Annotated in this window: 21 protein-coding genes; 16 read left to right on the forward strand and 5 right to left on the reverse strand. The window is 55.1% G+C overall.

Translation table 11 applies throughout. The annotated features are described in order from the left end of the window. Nucleotides 1–58: 58 nt before the first annotated feature. The 3 genes from VGC33_RS02660 to VGC33_RS02670 are packed head-to-tail and all read left to right on the forward strand — an operon-like array spanning nt 59 to nt 2,525. Nucleotides 59–1,402, forward strand: coding sequence for a bile acid:sodium symporter family protein (locus VGC33_RS02660; protein WP_331118749.1), 1,344 nt, complete (start codon nt 59–61; stop codon nt 1,400–1,402). 9 nt (nt 1,403–1,411) lie between these two features. Further along, the gene (locus VGC33_RS02665) at nt 1,412–1,834 is read left to right on the forward strand and encodes a GlcG/HbpS family heme-binding protein (RefSeq protein ID WP_331118751.1); all 423 of its coding nucleotides are present in this window, start codon (nt 1,412–1,414) and stop codon (nt 1,832–1,834) included. Nucleotides 1,835–1,868: 34 nt separating this feature from the next. After that, nucleotides 1,869–2,525 (forward strand): aspartate/glutamate racemase family protein, encoded by a 657-nt coding sequence (locus VGC33_RS02670; protein ID WP_331118753.1) that lies wholly within the window; start codon nt 1,869–1,871, stop codon nt 2,523–2,525. 72 nt (nt 2,526–2,597) lie between these two features. Here VGC33_RS02670 and VGC33_RS02675 read toward each other — a convergent pair whose 3' ends face one another. Then, a complete protein-coding gene (locus tag VGC33_RS02675; RefSeq protein WP_331118755.1) occupies nt 2,598–3,335 on the reverse strand; it encodes a GntR family transcriptional regulator in 738 nt (245 codons plus the stop codon). Nucleotides 3,336–3,581: 246 nt separating this feature from the next. Between VGC33_RS02675 and tkt the strand changes: the two genes are divergently transcribed. The 7 genes from tkt to VGC33_RS02710 all read left to right on the forward strand — a co-directional run bounded on the left by tkt (nt 3,582) and on the right by VGC33_RS02710 (nt 11,077). Beyond that, on the forward strand, nt 3,582–5,579 hold the full coding sequence (gene tkt, locus VGC33_RS02680) for a transketolase (protein ID WP_331118757.1): 1,998 nt from the start codon (nt 3,582–3,584) through the stop codon (nt 5,577–5,579). A gap of 78 nt (nt 5,580–5,657) precedes the next feature. Continuing rightward, the gene (locus tag VGC33_RS02685; RefSeq protein WP_331118759.1) at nt 5,658–6,110 is read left to right on the forward strand and encodes a PTS sugar transporter subunit IIA; all 453 of its coding nucleotides are present in this window, start codon (nt 5,658–5,660) and stop codon (nt 6,108–6,110) included. Between the two features lie 38 nt (nt 6,111–6,148). Next, nucleotides 6,149–6,421 (forward strand): PTS sugar transporter subunit IIB, encoded by a 273-nt coding sequence (locus VGC33_RS02690; RefSeq protein WP_331118761.1) that lies wholly within the window; start codon nt 6,149–6,151, stop codon nt 6,419–6,421. A 30-nt stretch (nt 6,422–6,451) separates the two neighbouring features. Further along, nucleotides 6,452–7,825 carry a PTS ascorbate transporter subunit IIC gene (ulaA, locus tag VGC33_RS02695; protein ID WP_331118763.1) on the forward strand — a complete coding sequence of 458 codons (1,374 nt, stop codon included), beginning with the start codon at nt 6,452–6,454 and terminating at the stop codon, nt 7,823–7,825. Between the two features lie 285 nt (nt 7,826–8,110). After that, the gene (locus tag VGC33_RS02700) at nt 8,111–8,356 is read left to right on the forward strand and encodes a helix-turn-helix domain-containing protein (protein WP_331118765.1); all 246 of its coding nucleotides are present in this window, start codon (nt 8,111–8,113) and stop codon (nt 8,354–8,356) included. Continuing rightward, on the forward strand, nt 8,356–9,660 hold the full coding sequence (locus tag VGC33_RS02705) for a type II toxin-antitoxin system HipA family toxin (RefSeq protein WP_331118767.1): 1,305 nt from the start codon (nt 8,356–8,358) through the stop codon (nt 9,658–9,660). The genes VGC33_RS02700 and VGC33_RS02705 overlap by 1 nt, the downstream gene beginning before the upstream one ends. A gap of 700 nt (nt 9,661–10,360) precedes the next feature. Further along, entirely contained in the window at nt 10,361–11,077 is a 717-nt protein-coding gene (locus VGC33_RS02710) for a hypothetical protein (RefSeq protein WP_331118769.1), read from the forward strand. Between the two features lie 105 nt (nt 11,078–11,182). Here VGC33_RS02710 and VGC33_RS02715 read toward each other — a convergent pair whose 3' ends face one another. Further along, nucleotides 11,183–11,923, reverse strand: a complete 741-nt coding sequence (locus tag VGC33_RS02715; protein WP_414636875.1) for an SDR family NAD(P)-dependent oxidoreductase — start codon at nt 11,921–11,923, stop codon at nt 11,183–11,185. Between the two features lie 117 nt (nt 11,924–12,040). Here VGC33_RS02715 and VGC33_RS02720 point away from each other — a divergent pair, with 117 nt between their 5' ends. Then, nucleotides 12,041–12,634: a TetR/AcrR family transcriptional regulator gene (locus VGC33_RS02720; protein WP_331118774.1), complete on the forward strand. Its 594-nt coding sequence runs from the start codon at nt 12,041–12,043 to the stop codon at nt 12,632–12,634. A gap of 15 nt (nt 12,635–12,649) precedes the next feature. Here the strand turns inward: VGC33_RS02720 and VGC33_RS02725 are convergent, their stop codons facing one another. Both VGC33_RS02725 and VGC33_RS02730 read right to left on the reverse strand, forming a co-directional pair. After that, the gene (locus VGC33_RS02725; RefSeq protein ID WP_331118776.1) at nt 12,650–12,964 is read right to left on the reverse strand and encodes a hypothetical protein; all 315 of its coding nucleotides are present in this window, start codon (nt 12,962–12,964) and stop codon (nt 12,650–12,652) included. A 591-nt stretch (nt 12,965–13,555) separates the two neighbouring features. Then, the gene (locus tag VGC33_RS02730; RefSeq protein WP_331118779.1) at nt 13,556–13,864 is read right to left on the reverse strand and encodes a transposase; all 309 of its coding nucleotides are present in this window, start codon (nt 13,862–13,864) and stop codon (nt 13,556–13,558) included. A gap of 472 nt (nt 13,865–14,336) precedes the next feature. Here VGC33_RS02730 and VGC33_RS02735 point away from each other — a divergent pair, with 472 nt between their 5' ends. The 4 genes from VGC33_RS02735 (at nt 14,337) to VGC33_RS02750 (ending at nt 18,229) form a co-directional block, all read left to right on the forward strand. Next, complete coding sequence (locus VGC33_RS02735) at nt 14,337–15,110, forward strand: alpha/beta hydrolase (RefSeq protein ID WP_331118781.1); 774 nt, start codon at nt 14,337–14,339, stop codon at nt 15,108–15,110. Nucleotides 15,111–15,143: 33 nt separating this feature from the next. Then, nucleotides 15,144–15,818: a heavy metal response regulator transcription factor gene (locus VGC33_RS02740; protein WP_331118783.1), complete on the forward strand. Its 675-nt coding sequence runs from the start codon at nt 15,144–15,146 to the stop codon at nt 15,816–15,818. Further along, entirely contained in the window at nt 15,815–17,212 is a 1,398-nt protein-coding gene (locus tag VGC33_RS02745; RefSeq protein WP_331118785.1) for a heavy metal sensor histidine kinase, read from the forward strand. The genes VGC33_RS02740 and VGC33_RS02745 overlap by 4 nt, the downstream gene beginning before the upstream one ends. Before the next feature lie 114 nt (nt 17,213–17,326). Then, a complete protein-coding gene (locus VGC33_RS02750; RefSeq protein ID WP_331118786.1) occupies nt 17,327–18,229 on the forward strand; it encodes a LysR substrate-binding domain-containing protein in 903 nt (300 codons plus the stop codon). A 127-nt stretch (nt 18,230–18,356) separates the two neighbouring features. Here VGC33_RS02750 and mntP read toward each other — a convergent pair whose 3' ends face one another. Further along, entirely contained in the window at nt 18,357–18,929 is a 573-nt protein-coding gene (gene mntP / locus VGC33_RS02755; protein ID WP_331118788.1) for a manganese efflux pump MntP, read from the reverse strand. Between the two features lie 416 nt (nt 18,930–19,345). Here mntP and VGC33_RS02760 point away from each other — a divergent pair. Further along, the coding region (locus tag VGC33_RS02760; protein WP_331118790.1) for a patatin-like phospholipase family protein at nt 19,346–20,061 on the forward strand (716 nt) is incomplete at its 3' end.

Genomic DNA, 20,061 nt, shown 5'->3' on the forward strand with positions numbered 1-20,061 from the left:
TTTCTTCTTACCCTATTATTAACGTGCCGCATTCCTTTTGCGGCAAGTGAGGTCTTACATGGCTATCAGCACGTCTGTCTATAAAGCCGGATTAGTCGTTTCAGCATTGGGCGTATTGCTGTCCATTGCTGGGCTTGTCACGCAATCCAGCGGATTATGGCATCCGGGATTGGTGATATTTATTACCGGCGCCGCCGTCGGCGCGGGTTACTGGCCGGGATTGCGCAGCTATCAGTTTACCCTGTGGATTATTGCCGGCTTTGTCGCGGCGATGATTTACTCAAAAGATCTGATCATCTGGGGTGGTTTTAATATTACCCATAAGTGGATCGTGTTCCTGGTTATCCAGGCGACGATGTTCAGCATGGGCACCAAGCTCACCATTAAGGATTTTGCCGATGTGGCGAAAATGCCCTGGGCGGTGTTTGTCGGCACGTTCTGCCATTTTTTAATCATGCCGCTGCTCGGGTATTCCCTGACGCTGCTGTTTCATTTCCCGCCGGAAGTGGCGGTGGGCATCATCCTTATCGGCTCCTGTTCCAGCGGCCTGTCGTCCACGGTGATGGTCTATATCGCCAATGCCAACCTGGCGCTGGCCATCTCGGTAACCGCCGTGTCGACCCTGGTCGCAACCGTAATGACGCCGCTGTGGGTTAACCTGCTGGCCGGTTCGCTGATAGAAGTGCACCTGATGTCGATGGTGATGGATGTTATCAAGATTGTGATGATCCCCATCGGCGCCGCCATTTTGCACGACTACCTGAAAACCTATGCCGGCGCGCGCGCCACCCGGGTGGTGCGGTTCATTGCCGGCCTGTGCGCGTTGTGGCTGCTGTATATGGTATTCGGCGGCTGGGATCGGCAGTTCGAGGCGGCGTCCGCCGACGCGCAGATGCTGGCGGTGGTGGCCAACTTCTTTGCCGGCGCCATTATCTGGAGTCTGTTCTACAACTGGCTGACCACCAAATCCGATAAGGTCAAACAGGTGATGCCGAAGGTTTCCATGATGGGCATTATCTTTTTCACCACCACCGCCGCCGCCGCCGGCCGCGACAATCTGGTGCAGGTTGGCGTGCTGCTGTGCGTGGCGATGCTTATCCATAACTGCGGCGGGTTCCTTATCGGTTACACCATGAGCCGCTGGGTGTTCCGCCTGGATGTGGAATCCTCGCGCACCATCGCCTTTGAAGTGGGCTTACAGAACGGCGGCATGGCCTCCGGCCTGGCGGCCGCCATGGGCAAACTGGCGACGGTCGGCCTGGCGTCGGCGGTAATGACGCCGCTTGGCAACGTCACCGGCTCGCTGCTGGCGAATTACTGGCGCAAACAAGATCAGAACCGGCAACGGGCGCGGGCCACCGTGGCGCCACAGTCCGCTTCCGTCACCGAATCCCACTCATAAGGACATTGTATGTTGACTCATCTTACCTCGGCCATCGCGTCATCCGCCGTCGACCATGCGCTGACGCTGGCGAAAACCGACTACCAGAACCGCCCGCTCAGCGTGGCGGTATGCGACCCGCAGGGATTTTTACTGGCCTTCGCCCGCATGGACGGCGCCAAGCTCATGACCATAGAGCTGACGCAGCGCAAAGCCTACACCAGCAGCCGCCTGGGTTCGGCCACCGACGCTTTTTTGCAGCGCCTGCAAACCGAACGGCTGGATATCGGCTATTTCGGCGACGATCGCTTTACCGCGCTGCCCGGCGGCATACCCTTGTTTGACGCCGGCAAACGCTGCCTCGGCGCCGTGGCGGTGGGCGGCTTATCGGCGGCGGAAGACCATGAGGCGGCGCTAAAGGTTGCCCAGTGGGTACATGAGCTGGCGCAATAATCCGCGTTTACCTGATTACGTAAAGGATAACACCATGAAAAAAATTGCCCTATTCCATACCAGCGCCGCGACGCTTGGCATGATGCAGACCCTGCTGGCCGATCATATGCCGCAGGCCGAGGTGATGCATATTGTTGAAGACTCGATGATAAAACAGGTGATGAAGCACGGCGGCGTAAGCGCCGACATCAGCGCCCGCATCGCGGGTTATATCGCTAATGCCCAACTTGCGGGGTGCGAGATTTTCATGACCGCCTGCTCATCCATCGGCGGCGCGGTCGAACAATGCCAGTTTATGACCAGCATGCAACTGACGCGGATCGACACCGCCATGGTGGAGGAGGCCATCGCCCTGGGCGGGCGCATCGCCGTACTCGCCACCGTCGCCACCACCCTGGAGCCGACGCTGGACTTTGTGCGCCGCAAGGCCGCCGCGGCCGGTAAGGAACTGGAGATAATACCAAAACTGATGCCCGAGGCGTTCACCGCGCTGCTGGCCGGCGACAACGCCGCCCATGACCGCATCGTTGCCGCCGGCCTGCGCGATGCGCTGGCCAATAGCGATGTGGTGATGCTGGCGCAGGCCTCCATGGCGCGCGTGCTCCAGACGCTCTCGACGCCGCCGGCGATCCCGGTGCTCACGTCGCCGGAGCGCGGGGTGCTGTGGCTAAAACAGCTGGCGCAGGCGTAAGTTATAACCGGTCTTGATTTTTAGATGTGATCGGCGCCTGCAGCAAGGGCGCCGACCCTTTAAACGCCATGATTAATCGCCGCGCACCGAAACCTGGCTCAGATGCAGCATATTGGTATTCACGATGGCGATATTCACTTCAAACGGCGTGCCGTCTTCCAGATAAACCACTTCGTACAATTCCATCATGGCGTCATGAGGCTTTATATTCATCAGCTTCATCATCTCTTCATCCGTTGCGTTGAACGCATGGAAGTTTTGATCGCGTTTATACACCTTTTTACCGGTGATCCGCTCGATATATGAATATTTGGAATTCTCCAGCTCGCTGAATTCTATCGAATTAAACAGCGATACCGGGAAATGGATATATTCCAGTGACACCGGGATGTCGTCGAAGCTCATCAGCCGAAGTATTTTATATACCGAATCGCTATTTTTGATGCGCAACGCCTGGGCCATCGCCGCATCGGGCACGGTGACGATACTGGCGGAAATCACCTTTCGGCCGGCGCGATGCCCGCCTTTCTGCGCCTGGTAATCAAAAGGGGATAGCGCATGGAACCGTCCGGACTGGTTATTTTTACCGATTGAACCAATATAAATACCCGACCCCTTGATGCGATAAATCCTGCGCTGATCGATAAGGATCCTTGTCGCCTCGCGCACCGTGGCGCGGGTGAGGCACAATGCCTTGGCAATGGCGATTTCAGTGTCCAGCTTATCCCCGGGCTGCAGATCCTCTTCTTTGATTTTGGCGAGGATATAGTCGATAACCCCTTTCTGTTTTTCCGTAATATTGTCGGTCATCTCTAACTCTTCCGCCGCGTTATCGGTTGTGCGTATCAATGGCAATGTTTACGGGCCGGGAGACAAAAAATCACTTTCCGGCGCCTTGCTCGTGAAAATTGTGATCAAGTTAACAGCTTTACAGTAAAGCAATCCTGTCTGTTCATCTTTGCAAGCTTACCTCTTGTGTATAGTCACGTCCAGGTGCATCCTAAAGATGACTATACAAATTAAACATGTACATACTGCTATCAACAGGGGGAAGTCGTGGAAGAAAAGCAGTTGGCGAACGCCATCAGGTTTCTGAGTATCGATGCGGTGCAGAAGGCGAACTCAGGCCATCCCGGCGCCCCGCTGGGCATGGCGGATATGGCGACCGTGCTATGGCGCGAATTTTTAACACACAATCCGGCGGACCCGCAGTGGATCAACCGCGACCGGTTTGTGCTGTCCAACGGCCATAGCTCGATGCTGCTTTACGCTTTGCTCCATCTGACCGGCTATGACCTCAGCATTGAGGACCTGAAAAATTTCCGCCAACTGCATGCAAAAACCCCGGGGCATCCTGAATACGGCTACACCCCCGGCGTGGAAACCACCTCCGGGCCGCTGGGCCAGGGCATGGCAAACGCGGTGGGCATGGCCCTGGCGGAAAAGGCGCTGGCCGCGCGGTTTAACCGGGACGGCTTTGCGGTGGTGGATCATTTCACCTATGCGTTTCTGGGCGATGGTTGCCTGATGGAGGGCATTTCCCATGAGGCCTGCTCGCTTGCCGGCACCCTTAAACTCGGCAAACTTATCGCGTTATGGGATAACAACAATATCTCTATCGACGGCCATGTCGACGGCTGGTTCAGCGATGATACCCCGGCCCGTTTCCGCGCCTACGGCTGGCAGGTGATCGACAATATCGACGGGCATCATCCGCGCCAGGTGGCGGCGGCGCTGGAGCAGGCCAGAAACGAGCGGCAAAAACCCACGCTTATCTGCTGTAAAACCACCATCGGCTACGGTTCGCCCAATAAGGCCAACAGCCATGACAGCCATGGTTCGGCATTGGGCGAGGCGGAAGTGGCGCTGGTCAGGGAAAACCTGGGGTGGCCCTATGGCGCATTCGAGATCCCGCCCGATATCTACGCCCATTGGGACGCGCGTGAAAAAGGCGCCGCCGTTCAGGCCGAATGGCGGGATCTGTTTACGCGTTATGGCGAGAAATATCCCGAAGAAGCCGCCGGGTTATTACGGCGCAGCCAGAAAACCCTGCCGGCGGACTGGCGCGCCTTAAGCCAGGATTATATTCGCCGGTTACAGGATAGCCCGGCCAATCTGGCCACCCGCCAGGCCAGCCAGCAGGCGCTCAATCAGTTTATCCAATGGCTGCCGGAGCTGCTGGGCGGTTCGGCGGACCTCTCGCCTTCCAATTTAACCCGCCATAACCAGGCGCGCGATATCACGCCTGATGATGCCTCGGGCAATTATATCTCCTACGGGGTACGCGAATTCGGCATGTCCGCCATCATGAACGGCGTGGCGCTGCACGGCGGCTTTATCCCTTACGGCGGCACTTTCCTGATGTTTATGGAATACGCGCGCAACGCCGTGCGCATGGCCGCGTTAATGAGAATCCGCAGCATCTTTGTCTATACTCATGATTCCATTGGCTTGGGCGAGGACGGTCCGACGCATCAGCCGGTGGAACAGCTCGCCGCGCTGCGCCTGACGCCGAATATGGAAACCTGGCGCGGCTGCGATCGGGTGGAGGCCGCCGTGTCCTGGCAGCAGGCCATTGAACGCATCGACGGTCCCAGCGCGCTGGTATTTACCCGCCAACCGCTTGAGCAGCAGCCCAGGAACGCGCAACAGTTGGCGGATATCGCCCGCGGCGGCTACGTGCTGCGTGATTGCGGCGGCATTCCCGAACTTATCATTATCTCCAGCGGGTCGGAGATCGAGCTGGCCGTCCATGCCGCTCGGGAACTCACCCAGGCGGGCAAACGGGTACGCGTGGTATCCCTGCCCTGCGTGGAACGTTTCGAAAAACAGGACGCGGCCTGGCGCGAGAGCGTGCTGCCCATCGCGGTGCGCAAGCGCCTGGTGATTGAAGCCAGTATCGCCGGGTTTTGGCAAGGGTATGCGGGGCTGGACGGCAAGGTGCTCGGCATGGACAGCTTCGGCGAATCGGCGCCGGCGGCGGTACTGTTCGCCCATTTCGGCTTCACCCAGGATAACGCCCTGGCGGCCGCCCGCGCCGTGCTGGCCGATTAAGGCCCCACGCGCCCGCCGTTTCCGGCAAGGCAGAGGGTGCTAACGGCATCCAATTTCCATCAATTGAACAGGTTGAATATGGCAGCTTTATCCACATGGTTAAATGAAGATCGCATTCAGTATGTCAACGCCGTCGGCGACTGGCGTGAAGCCATCGCAAGGGTGGCTCGGCCGTTATTGGCGGATGGCACCATTACCGCCGACTACGTGGAAAACATCATCAGGCAAAAAGAGGCCATCGGCCCCTATTTTGTTATCGCCCCGCGCATCGCCATGCCGCATGCGCGTCCAGAGGAAGGCGCCCATAAGCTGGGTTTGTCGATCCTGAAGCTGCGCCACGGCGTGGAGTTTGGCGCGCGGGAAAACGATCCGGTTGATTTTGTGGTGATGTTTGCCGCGCCCGACGGTAACAGCCATGTGGAGCTGATAGCCCAATTGGCGGAATTTTTATCGGACGACGCGCTGATGGACACCGTATTTAACGCGCAGGATCGGACGGAATTAATCAACATCGTGAACAGCGTTAACTGAGTATCGACACTTAATCTCTATGACCAACGAGGTGATGCATGAAAATTATGGCGGTGTGCGGCGCGGGCTTAGGCAGCAGTTTTATGATGGAAATGAATATCAAGAAGGTCTTGAAAAAGCTGAACATTTCCGCGGACGTTGAGCATTCGGATCTGGGTTCGGTCACACCGGACGCGGCCGACGTGTTTGTTATGGGTCGGGATATCGCCTATAGCGCCAACCTACCTGAAAACAAGCTTATTATTGTTAACAGCATCATCGACATCAAAGAGCTGGAAACAAAAATAAACGAATTTTTTCAGAATAAATAACAGGTTATAAATCTTACCGCTGAGGTTGTTATGTTTATACAAAACCTTTTACAGGTAGTCGTCGACGTGCTCAAGGTGCCGTCTATCTTAGTAGGACTGGTGGCGCTGTTCGGCCTGGTCGCTCAGAAAAAACCTTTCCCCGACGTTATCAAGGGCACGGTAAAAACAATCCTGGGGTTTTTGGTGCTGGCCGGCGGGGCATCGGTTCTGGTCGGTTCGCTGGCGCCGCTGGGGGATATCTTTAAACAGGCTTTTGATGTTCAGGGCATTATTCCTAATAATGAAGCCATCGTTTCCATCGCCCTGGAAAAATATGGCGCCTCGACCACGCTTATCATGGCCTTCGGCATGGTGGCCAATATCATCGTCGCGCGCTTTACCCGCCTGAAATATATTTATCTTTCCGGCCATGTCACCTTCTATATGGCTTGTATGGTGGCGATTATACTGTCGGTGGCCGGTTTTTCGGGGGTGCAGCTGATTTATACCGGCTCCCTGACATTAGGCCTGCTGATGGCGAGTTTCCCGGCGATGGCCCAGCCGTATATGCGAAAAATAATCGGCCACGACGAGGTGGCCCTGGCGCATACCGGCACTATCGGTTATGTGCTATCCGGCTGGATAGGCTCGGTGGTGGGCAAGGGATCCAAATCCACCGAAGAGATGAACATGCCGAAAAACCTGAGTTTTTTGCGCGACAGCACCATCTCTATTTCCATCACCATGATGATCATTTACCTGGTCTTGTCGATTTCGGCCGGTAAAGAGTATGTGGAAAGCAATTTCAGCCATGGCCAAAACTACCTGGTTTACTCCTTTGTCCAGGCGATAACCTTTGCCGCCGGCGTTTTTATCATCCTGCAAGGCGTGCGCCTGATATTAGCGGAAATCGTTCCCGCCTTTACCGGCTTTTCGGAAAAGCTGGTGCCTAACGCCCGCCCGGCGCTGGACTGCCCGATTGTGTATCCTTATGCGCCCAACGCCGTCCTGCTTGGCTTTATTTTCAGCTTTATCGGCGGCCTGGTGGGGCTGTTTTTCCTGGGCCAGCTACACTGGGTTCTTATCCTGCCGGGCGTGGTCCCGCACTTTTTCTGCGGCGCCACCGCCGGCGTGTTCGGCAATGCCACCGGCGGCAGGCGCGGCGCCATGGCGGGGGCCTTTGTCCATGGGATATTGATTACCTTCCTGCCGGTAGCCCTGCTACCGGTGCTCGGCGCCATGGGTCTGAGCAATACCACCTTTTCGGATACCGATTTTGGCGTGCTGGGGATTATCCTTGGCAACATGGCGCGCTTTATGGATAAAGGCACCATTACCATGGCGATATCGGGGGTGTTTGTGCTGCTGGTGATTTATAACTTTACCGCGAAAAAGAAGGTGGCGGTGGAGGAGAGCGAAGTGTGATCGATACATCGGACACAGTGAATAAGGGCCGGCGACGGCCCTTTTTTATTGATCATCTGCCTTGGATGACGTCTATTTCGCTTCTGATTTCATCGCTGCCGAACAACAAGGGCGCTGTACGAACTTATGTTAAAAGCCCCGTGATGCCCTGGCTCACTTTGCTTTTTATGCACAATGGGTATATTTTTTATTTATACAAAATATGTATAAAACACGTTTATACGATATTTGTATATTTCAAGAATATACTGTATATGTATAATGCGTCAGGCAGGGGGCACCTCAATGAAGGTTTACATTCAAAATCCGCACAGTTTAGGCCGCATGATCCGCGATACGCGTATCAAGAAAGGCTGGACACAGGCAGATCTTGGCCGGCAAGTCCATATGCTGCAAAAAGACATCTCGTTGCTGGAACATGACCCCGGCAGCGCCAAACTGTCGCGGCTGCTGGCGGTATGCGCCGCGCTGGAGCTGAAATTGATGGCCGAGGAAAGCATCGCTTCAAAGACCAGTGAGGACATGTGGTGATGGGCAGAAAAGCGCTGTACCAGCAGCTCTATTGTTCAATGAATGGCATCCCGGTAGGCGTGATTACCCGGCGACAGGGCAGGATGAGTTTCCAATATGTTGAAACCTGGCTAAACCACCGGCAAGGACGCCCGATTTCGCTTAGTATCCCTCTTGCGCGTGAGGAACAGCATACTGAGGCGGTACATGCCTATTTTGAGAACCTTCTCCCCGATAATGATAATATCAGAAAGAACATCGTCGACAGCCTGGGCGCGGCAAGTACCCATCCCTTTGACCTGCTGGAAATCATCGGTGCTGATTGTGTAGGTGCATTATCTATAACTTCTCAAAAGCTCCAGTACACCCACCCTGAAATCACGGTGAAAAAACTGGCAACGGAAGACGTGGCACAGGTGATCCGCCAATCCCGCATTACCAATATGTTAGGTATGGAAGAAGACGATGATTTCCGTATTTCACTGGCCGGGGCACAGGAAAAAACGGCGCTGACATGGTGGGATGGCCACTGGTGCAAGCCGTACGGCCAAACGCCGACTACGCATATTATTAAGCCTTCAATAAATATGCATAAACAAATGCAGCTAGATTTATCAAATAGCGTTGATAACGAATTCTTTTGCCTGCGGTTTTTGCAGCATATGGCTATCCCCGTCCCCCAAGTTTACATACAGTCATTCGAAGAACAGAGGGTCCTAGTGGTAACGCGCTTTGATCGCTTGTTAGCGCAGGGGAAAATTTTCCGATTGCCCCAAGAAGATATGTGCCAGGCCCTCGGAAAAAGCAGCGGTAGTAAGTATCAGGATAAGGGTGGCCCGGGGGTTAAAGATATAATGGAACTGCTACTCACTTCAGCGCGGCCAATGACGGATCGCGAAATTTTTATGAAATGTCAGTTACTATTTTGGCTATTAGCCGCTATCGATGGCCATGCCAAAAATTTCAGCTTATTTCTTAGACCTACAGGATATGAGTTAACACCCATTTACGATGTCATGTCAGCTTATCCTTACTTTGGGCAAGGGAATATTCAAAAAAAGAAGATAAAAATGGCGATGGCGGTCTATGGTACAAATACCCATTATCATTGGAACACTATTTATAAAAGGCACTGGCTCTCAACCGCCGAGAAAGTTGGATATGATAAAGGTTTGATGGAAAATATTATTGATGATGTGATAACTAATACCAACACAGCATTAGAAAAAACCGCACAAGATCTCCCTGCGGGGTTTAGCGAGAACATGGCAATATCCATAAGTGATCATGTTAAAAACGCCTTAAGACGATTAACGAAAAGTTAACACATTTTTTAAGGTGATAACGGCTGCGTTATTGGTCGTATTCATCAGAAATGAAAGCTACAACTATCGTAGCCATGAATACGTCTACATTCTCAACAAGGTGAAATGCCCGATCGCTTACTTTTCATCTAATCGCCTTATCAAAAGGAATAATGTAAGTTATTTATTTGAGTATAAATAATTACCTTAATTAAATACGTTAAAGTTGATGAATGGTTGCATTTATGGTCTATGTGATTTATTTAAAAATAGTGTGTTGAGTTTATTTTTTTATTATAATTTTGATGTTTGGCGACAGGTGGCGTTCATCAATATCCTAACAGACAATCGATTATTTATTTTCATGTTGTGGGTGAGCGTTTTTATTTCTAATGCCAAATGATTCTTGGTGAGGTTTTTTCTCTGGCCGACAAAACGCAGGCATCGCTTTGGCTTGGGTTCCAGGCGCGGTTAACCGTTCGCTAAACCCGCCAATCCCAGTGTGAAGCGGATATCGGCGCCAACGGTTTAAAAAAGCGTGACCTTCACAAAGTCGGACCGGGGATTGGTTGTCGTTTTGTTTGCCACGCCCACCGTTAAACTGTGGTAGGTCTTGAAGGGTAGCCCGCCTCCACTATAGTTATCGTGGGCTGGCCAGGGGTGATCTATTGTCCTTTTGTTGAGCGGCAAGGTCTCACTTTTACAGACAGGGAGGTGTGCAATGACGTTGGATGAAATATGGGGCCTGAAATTTCTGGGCAAATCCTACCACGACGAATGTATACGCTGGGCGGAAGACCAACTGTGTGCCGGTATTGATGCGCCAAGCGTCCGGAACCTGGCAAGGCTTGGCGTGGCCGGCCGGCCCGATAGAAGCAAGATTGAGCATTTTTTTGTCCATGCCTTGCAGGAACTCGGTGAAAGCCGGCCGGACAGGGACAGCGGCCTGAGAAGATACGCCCTGTTCCTTTGTCATCAGATCATCGACAGGCGACGGGATCCCGAGCAGGCGGCAAATCAATTGGCGGACATCAATCGTTACGAATGCGACAACGCCAGTATTTATTCGCTTTGGCATCGCGTGGTTGAAGACATTCATCTGCTTTACCGCGGCGACTATGCCTATGAAAACTCCGATTTGACCTTGAAAAACAAAAACAGCTTTATTGAGAAACTGGCGCGGCATTTTATCCTATTGCTTAACAATAATGTGCCGGGTGATTTTCTTTCGCTCAGCGTTTGCAAGTCTTGCCAGAAATTGGTGCGCACCCAATACCGGCCGCTGTCCGGTGAGAATCCGTTGCAGGAATTATTGATAAAGGTGGGATTAAAACAACCCAAGTATGCCACGGTATGCGCCTCTTGCGGATCCCGTGATGTCACGCATTTGTATTCTAACGAGCAGCGCGAGAATGCGTTGGCGCTGCTGGGTAAATGAGGGTGTATAACAACGTATTGATACCTGCGCTACCCATGGGCTGGAGGAGGCATGTGGTTTGCCGCCAGTCCTCCCGCCCTTGCTATGCGAACGAAAACCCTGGGATCAGGCGTTAATGCCGCCGTCCACGTTGATGCCGGTGCCGGTGATATGCGCCGCGGCGGGAGACGCCAGGAAGGTGACGGCGGCCGCGACGTCGGCAGCCTTGCCGTAGTGGCCGAGCGCGATAAACTGGCGCTGCGTTTCGGCGCCTTCGCCGTCGGCCGGGTTCATATCGCTATCGGTGGGGCCGGGGTGTACCAGGTTAACGGTAATGCCGCGCGGACCCAGATCCCGCGCCAGGCCACGGGTGAGCGACAACAGGGCCGATTTGGTCATGGCGTACACGGCGATGCCCGGCATGGCGACCCGCTCGGCCAGACAGCTGCCGATATTGATGATGCGGCCGCCTTGCCCGAGATGGGGCAGCGCCGCCTGGGTGGCGACCACCAGGCCGCGGATATTGACGTTGATCATGGCGTCGATATCTTCAAGCGCCAGATCTTCGAGCATGCCGCCGCGCGCGATGCCCGCGTTATTAACCAGGATATCGAGACCGCCCAGCCCGGCCACGGTTTGACTCACCGCATCGCGAACCGCGCCGGACGACGCGCTGTCGGCCTGGATGGCCAGCCCCTTGCGGCCAAGCCGCTCAATCTCTTGCACCACCTCGCGGGCCTTGTCGGCGGATTTTTCATAGGTAATTGCCACGTCGGCACCGGCCTGCGCCAGCGAAATCGCCATGGCCTTGCCTAAACCGCGACTGGCGCCGGTGACCAGCGCGCGTTTGCCTTGCAATGAATTCATGTTCATTTCCTCTTTGTGTGTTGATCGATACAAAAATAACTTAAACGGAATTGCCTCCAAGGGTCAAGGGTATTATTATACTGATTGGCACAAAATGAATGAGGGCAGGCGCAGGTTATGGCGGCACGAGGACGACCCAGGGGTTTTGATCGCGAGGCGGCGTTGACCGCGGCAATGAGGTTATTTTGGCAGAAGGGCTACACCGCGACGTCGATGGCGGACCTTTACCAGGTCATGGACATTAATTCGCCGAGCCTGTACGCCGCATTCAACAGCAAGGAAGACCTGTTCCTGGAAGCCATCGAACATTATGAAAAATGTATCGCGCCGCAGCTCTGGTCGCCGCTGGACACCGCGTCGAGCGTACGTGAAGGCGTGGGGGAATGGCTGAAACGCTCGGCGCGCATACTGACGCGCCAAGAATGCCCGTCAGGCTGTATGGTGACGCTGTCGAACGTGGCCAGTGAAGGTCATGTCCGCCCGGGCGAGCTGGTGAAACGCTCGCGCCAGCAGGGTATCGATAAACTGACCGCCCGCCTGGATCGGGCGGTGGCGGAGCGGGAGCTGGCGGCGGATACCGATACGGCGGCGCTGGCTCGGATGTATGTCGGCATCCAGCAGGGGATGTCCATTCAGGCCCGGGACGGCGCCGACTTTGCCACGCTTGACGCCATGGCGGATATGGCGCTGGCGCTGTGGCCGGCAAAATAAGGTATGCCCCCGATGTTACAACACATTGTCAATAATACATTGTATAAAGGGTTGGACCTCTTTTTTGCGATGGTTATCGACCGTTTTATGGGTATCATCGCTAATATTCAGTTGTTTAGTAATAATATCCGCAAACGCGTCCGATTTTTTATCCACTAAAACCTGGATATCAATTTTATATTTATGCCCGGGAGGTAATAACGCGCTGCAATGCTGGATCCTCTCCGGATGGTGCCCGGCGGCATGCAGGGTAGCCTCCCGGGATTGTTTTGCGCCCGCCGTCAAACTTGTAATTAATATAATAAACAATAACCATGATATTTTTTTCATTCGCACTCCCTGGGAAATTATCAGTGGCGTTGCCACATCCTGTGAAAACCATTCCGGTCAATAGCGGGCTTATGGATGGAAAAACGCCTGGGCGCGCTTAGCGAATATGAGTAATAGTCGCGGTTCTTGACATTCTTGATTTCCGCAAGATTGTTAAGATAATCATTTGACTCGGGCGTAATGAGATTATAGGCTTTGCCGTTATCGCCATCAATTAACAACGCGGCATTAAGTTGATATGCATTGCGATAGTCAAATATTTAGCAATGATATATATAAATAAATTATCTAACGTAAAAATATTAACGGCTTCTTATTGACATAAAATAGCATGTGAATTAATTATCCTGATATTTGATACGGTAAACCGCGGGGTATTCATTCTTGCGCAATGAGAGGACGCTTTTTGGCGTTAATAAGGCGATACCCGGCCAGATAAATCCAGTCCGTTGCTTTGCGTTATTTTAACGGTTCCCGGCGGGAAACTGATGGCGGAGGCGAAAACCATAACGGCGCAGCCGGCCCTGGGCGCGCCAGGCATCGGGGTGCCGAAGGACCGGTCATTTTCCTGCCTTCACCGTCAAAACCGCGTCATCGCGGCATGCTTTTAAAGTCGTCCGTTATCAACAGCGCGGCGGCTTTTTTCAGGATATCCCTTTCCATTTCAAGGCATCTGATACGTTCCTCCAGCTCCTGGATACGCTGCTGATCCGGCGTTTGCGCCATGCCCGCAGGCGGGCTGCCGCTGCGCTCCGCGCGCAGCTGGGCGACCCAGCGATACAGCATGTTTTCATTCACCCCGGTGGCGTCACAGGCTTCCTTGTAGGTTTGGCTTTTATCGAGTACCAGGCTTGCGGCCTCTCGCCTGAACTGCGCGGTAAATTGTGTTTTTCTGGTCATCAGGACATCCTTTTTAATCCGGCGATTATATCGCCTATCACGGCGTCCGGCATTAGTGGCGCGGCTTAACGGCGCGGCGCGGGCTAGCGCGTTATCCCCGCTAACCGGGGAATAATGGCGAGGGGGGTAATCCCGGCCGGCCAAAGAAAAATCATGCTTCCCGCGGTTCCTTGACTATGTCCTTACGCTTTTTTTTTGTGATCTTTACTGGGATAAAACCTGGCTGGATGGCTAAAAGTATCACTTATATCGCACGCCAGAAGGCGGAATATGCTATTTCGCCAGACCGGGACCCCGCGAATAATTCCTGGGCGGCGGGGCCAAAGCGGTCGAGGCCGGCCGCTGATGTGCAACGGCGTTGTCAGAACTTTGTAATGATTGCGTCAGGCCGGCGTCAGCGCCGCTTCGGTAAACTTCGTCATTGAAGCAGTGGTACAGACCACTGTCCCCACGTTATAAGGAGTTTATTATTATGCGCGTCATGTTAACCCGTACGCTGTTGTCATCCGCTGTCGCCGCCGCCCTGTTGCTTTCGGCGGGCATGGCGACGGCCCAGGCCGCCCCGGTCAGAAATATCGTCCTGGTCCACGGCGCGTTTGTCGTCGGCGCGGGCTGGCGTCCGGTGTATGATATTTTAACTAAAGACGGGTATAAGGTTACCCTGGTGCAGGAGCCGCTGACGTCATTCCCGGAAGATGTGGCCGCCACCAAACGTATTTTAGCGCTGCAGGACGGTCCGGCGGTGCTGGTGGGGCATAGTTATGGCGGCGCCATCATTACCGAGGCGGGGAATGATCCCCATGTCGCCGGCCTGGTATATATTGCGGCCCACGCCCTGGACAATGGCGAGACCGAGGCCAGCAATGGTAAAAAGCTGCCCAATACCGCCCGGCCTTTCGCCAAAACGGCCGACGGTTACCTGTATATAAACCCGGCCTATTATCCGGCCGATTTTGCCGCCGATCTGCCGCGCGGGCAGGCCGAATTCGAGGCGCGGGCGCAGATGCCGACCTCGGCCGGCGTGTTTACCGCCAATATTGCCGATCCGGCCTGGAAAACCAAACCGAGTTGGTACATGGTGGCGCAAGCCGACAAAATCATCAGTCCCGACCTGGAACGGATGTATGCGGCGCGCGCCCATAGCCATACGGTGGAAATCCCTGGGGCAAGCCATTCGGTCTACGAATCGCACCCGAAAGAGGTGGCTGCGCTGATAGAGCAGGCGGCGCTGCATGCGCTAGACTAAACCGTGGCCGCGCCAGGCCGCGCCGGAGATCATATGAAAATACTCGTCATCGAAGATGAGCCCAAGGCTCGGGACTATATGCGCAACGGCCTGACCGAATCCGGTTATGTGGTCGACGTGGCGTCGGGCGGCCTGGACGGCCTGCATATGGCCCTGGAAGATCGCTATGACCTGATCCTGCTGGATGTGATGATGCCGGGCATGGACGGCTGGTCGGTGATGGAGGTCATGGACAAGCGGATTGATACCCCGGTTATCTTCCTCACCGCCAAAGGCACCCTGGAGGATAAGCTGAAGGGGCTGGAACTGGGCGCGGACGATTACCTGGTAAAACCTTTCTCCTTTGCGGAACTGCTGGCGCGCATCCGGATTGTTTTACGGCGCAAGGGACAGGGCCGACAGGATGACGTGCTGTCCGTCGCCGATTTACAGATGGATGTCGCCAAACGGCGCGTGGTGCGCAACGGCGTGCGCGTCGACCTTACCAACAAGGAGTTTAACCTGCTGCATTTGTTTTTGCTGAGTCCGGGGCAGGTGCTGACCCGCTCGTTGATTGCATCAAGGGTATGGGATATGAATTTTGACAGCGACACCAACGTGGTGGACGTGGCGGTGCGGCGGTTGCGGCAAAAAATAGACGAGCCGTTCGGCACACCGCTGATCCATACCGTGCATGGGGTGGGTTACCGTTGTGAAGAGCAGGCATGAAACGTCTTTCGCTTACCTCCCGCCTGACGCTGTCGCTGGCGGTCCTGGTGATGCTGGTTATGGCGACCGTCGGTTACGCGCTGTACCGTACCCTGGAGCAGCAGCTGATTATCCGCGACGACGGTGCGTTGATCACCCGCGTTGAGCAGATCCGCACGCTGTTGCTTAATGAAGACGTCATGACGTTGATTCATGATAAGCCCGGCCTGTTTGCCAATATGCTGGGCAACACGGAGTCTTTACTGGTGTTGCGTTTTCCCGACGGGACGCCCCTGATGGAAGTCAATCCCGGCCGCTCGCCCATCCCGCGAATCACTCCGGTGCCGGCCGGCGCGCCGCTGACGCTTGCCGCGGTACACCATGCGGTTACCGCCGACGGCATTCCTTTTATCTCCGCGTCCGCCCTGGCGAACATCTCAAGGGCGCCTTATCAGGTCACCATTACCACCGGGCGGCTGATGTCGGAGCGCACCCGTACCCTTGCCATGTACCGCAACCAGATTATCCTGGTTGCGACGGCCGCCACATGGCTTACCGCGCTGCTGGCCTGGTTCTTCATCCGCCGGGGCTTGACGCCGTTGCGCCGGCTGGCCGCTGAGACCGCATCGATGGATATTCACTATCTGTCCCGGCGTATCGGCATCACCCGTGCGCCGTCCGAACTGCGGCAGCTGATCGAGGCGTTTAACAGCATGCTGGAGCGGCTGGAAATCAACTTTCGCCAGCTTAGCCAGGTGTCGGCCGATATGGCCCATGATCTGCGCACGCCGATCGGCATATTGCTCGGGCAAACGGAAGTGGCGATGCGGTTCAAACGTGATACTGATTATTATGAAAACCTGCTGGGCTCGAACTTTGAAGAGCTGCAACGCCTGGCAAGAATGATCGATAATATGCTGTTTCTGGCCCGGGCCGGGGACGCGGGCCATGCCATCGAGCGCGCGGCCTTGCCGTTAACCGCCGAGTTCGGGCGGTTGAGCGATTATTTTGAGGGGCCGGCCGAGGAACGCGGCCTGACGCTGGCCTGTGAGCGCAACGGCGCCACCGTGTGGGCCGATCCCGAGCTGCTGCGCCGCGCCCTGGCCAACCTGCTGGCCAACGCGGTGCATTATGCCGATACCGGCACGGCGATTGTGCTGCGGGCCGAGCAGCGTCCGGAAGGGACCACCATCAGCGTGGAGAACGCCGGCCCGGATATTGCGCCGCATCATCTTGAGCGCCTGTTCGACCGCTTCTATCGCGCGGACGCTTCGCGCGCCGGCGACGCCGGCGCCAGCGGCCTGGGGTTGTCCATTGTCCGCAGCATAATGGTGCTGCATCAGGGCCGGTGGCATGCGCAAAGCGGTAAGCGCCGCACCCGGTTCAGCCTGTTTTTTCCGGCAAAACCGGCATAAATCCGCCGTAAAAAAAAACGCTCCGCATCCGCCACCTTTGCCCTCGCCGCCGGGAGGGGGATATTTTTCATAAAAGTGGCTTATCCGGCCAAGATATTTGATAATAAGTCAAATATGAAAACGACGCTTGATGAAATGCAGGCCTTTATCGCGGTGGTGGACAGTGGTTCCATCACCGCCGCCGCCGCGCAGCTGGATCAAACCATTTCCGCTACCAGCCGCACCCTCGGGCGGCTGGAGGAGAAACTGCACACCACGCTGCTCAGGCGCACCACGCGCCGGCTGGAACTGACGGAGGAGGGCAAGGCCTTTCTGGAGCGCGCCCGGCATATCGTTTCGGCCGTCGAGGAGACGGAGGAACTGATGTCCATGCGGCGCAACCAGCCGTCCGGGCTGTTGCGCGTGGATGCCGCCTCGCCGTTTATGCTGCATGTCATCGTGCCGCTGATAGCGGGATTTTGCGAGCGTTATCCCCAGATGGAGCTGGAGCTGAACAGTAATGAGGGCATTATCGATTTGCTGGAAAGACGCACCGATTTGGCAATCCGTATCGGCCACTTGAAAGACTCCACGTTGCACGCCCGGCTTATCGGCAACAGCCGCGTCCGCGTGCTCGCCAGTCCCGCTTATCTGGCCGCGCACGGCACTGTGCAAAGCGTGGCGGAACTATCCCGGCATACCTTACTGGGTTTTAACCAACCCGAAGCGCTGAACGAATGGCCGTTACTGAATGAAAGCGGACTGCCGCTGCATATCCAGCCGGCTATCCGCTCGTCAAGTGGAGAAACGCTGCGGCAACTGGCGCTCAGCGGCGCCGGCATAACCTGTCTGTCGGATTTCATGACGCGCGCCGATCGCCGGGACGGGCGGTTGCGCCAGTTGTTAGAGCGGCAGACGCTGGATATCCGTCAGCCGATTAACGCGGTGTATTATCGAAATACGGCGCTGTCTTCCCGTATCCAATCTTTTATAGATTACCTGGCCAAAGCCATCGGCCCCCAGGGCTTTGCCGAATAAGGCATTGTCGCCAGCCAAGCGTCGCGGGCGCGCTTTGGGCCACGCGCGGGGGGAATGGGATTTGGCCGGAAGGGGTAAACAGCGTGCAGAATGCAGCGCGGGTGATTGGGTAATGAAGCTAAAGCGCTTAGCCGAACAGGCCGAGGTGTTCGATCAGAATATGGCAGCCGATGCCGACCAGCACCACGCCGCCCAGGATCTCGGCCCATTTACCCATTACCGGTCCCAGGAAGCGGCCCAGCAGCACGCCGGATGACGCCATCACAAGCGTAGCCGAGCCGATGGCAAGCGCGGTAGTGAGGATATTGACCTGCAGGAACGCCAGGCCCACCCCTACCGCCATGGCATCCAGGCTGGTGGCGATCGCCGTGGTGACCAGCAGCCAGAAGCTATGCTTGGCGCGCGGCGGCTGTTGTTCCGTGGTTTTTTTCAAGCAGCCGTGGATAACCATTCTGCCGCCCAGGATACCGAGCAGCGTAAAGGCGACCCAATGATCCCAGGCTATAATGTACTTGCTGGCGGCAATGCCCATCACCCAACCGATCACCGGCGTGATGGCCTCCACCGCGCCGAATATGGCACCGGTTCTCAGCGCCTCTTTCAGCCCCGGGCGTTCGAGCGTCGCCCCTTTGCCGATAGAGGCGGCAAACGCGTCCATCGACATGGCGAAGGCAAGGATCAGGGTGGCGTACATATTCATTTTTTATTACCGGGTGTTGCCAGGTATCGATCCCGCCGCTGTTCATCCCGCGCGGTGGGCATCTACCGGTTAATCAGGGAAAGAGAGGATGATACAGCGTTCCGGCGTGAAAAAAAAGACAATAAAAACATGGGATTAAGTATAGCCATGGCTATATTTTATAGCCATGGCTGTTAAGCGGTATAAAATTGATACATTGCGCGCCGTCACATTCCATCCCGTGGGCGGCTTGCCGTGCGGGCCGTTTTGCCGGCGCGCTGATAAAATTCCGAAAAGGAGAGAGAAAGTTTCTACCTAACTACCGTCACTTCAAGTAATTAATTGATAGGACAATTCAAATGCCAGATTTGAATATTGACTTATAACCGGCAGGGGATTTTAAATGTAAAAATCATATTTTCAATAAGATTATAATAATGAAAATAATAATACTGGTCTCTTCGTTTTTATTTTCGGCTCCAGTACTGGCCTTATGCCAGCCTCCGGGCGCCACCGGCGTATTTCAACGTACTCCCTTGCCGTTGACCACCCAAGCGTCAATCGAATGCGATTATGCGTTGGAAAACGCGGGTCATGCCCGCCCGCGCATAGGTTTGGCATTATCTGGAGGCGGCACCCGCGCGGCCTATTTCTCGCTGGGTATTTTATCCGGCCTGAGCAGGTCGGGCGTATTGGAACATGTGGATGTGATTTCTTCCGTATCGGGGGGCGGGTATGCCGCCTATTGGTATTTCGCCAGGCTGATGGAGGGCTACAGAAGGCATACCGGCACCGACACTATATTTGGCGACTGCGCGCCCACCTGGTGGGTAAAAACGCCATTGCCGACAAATGGCGTAGACACCAGAAGCAAAAGCGATATCCGGGATGATGCATTACTGAAAACAACGCTGGACAATGCCGTGGCATTTGAAGGATTTCAACCTTGTAATAAAGCGTCGGAAAGTGAAAATACGGCAAATTATATTCGGCCTGACGATAAATATGTTTGGCAGGCGCATCTTGCCCGCTGGCCCGATTTGTTTAATACCGGCATTATCAACGTCACCGGCAATAAGCAGGGCAAGCTGAAATGGAACCAATTGCTGCCGGTCATAAAAGAAATATTACTGCGCAAATTCGCCACCGACGA

Source organism: Acerihabitans sp., from assembly GCF_036398755.1.
Classification (GTDB): domain Bacteria; phylum Pseudomonadota; class Gammaproteobacteria; order Enterobacterales; family Enterobacteriaceae; genus Acerihabitans.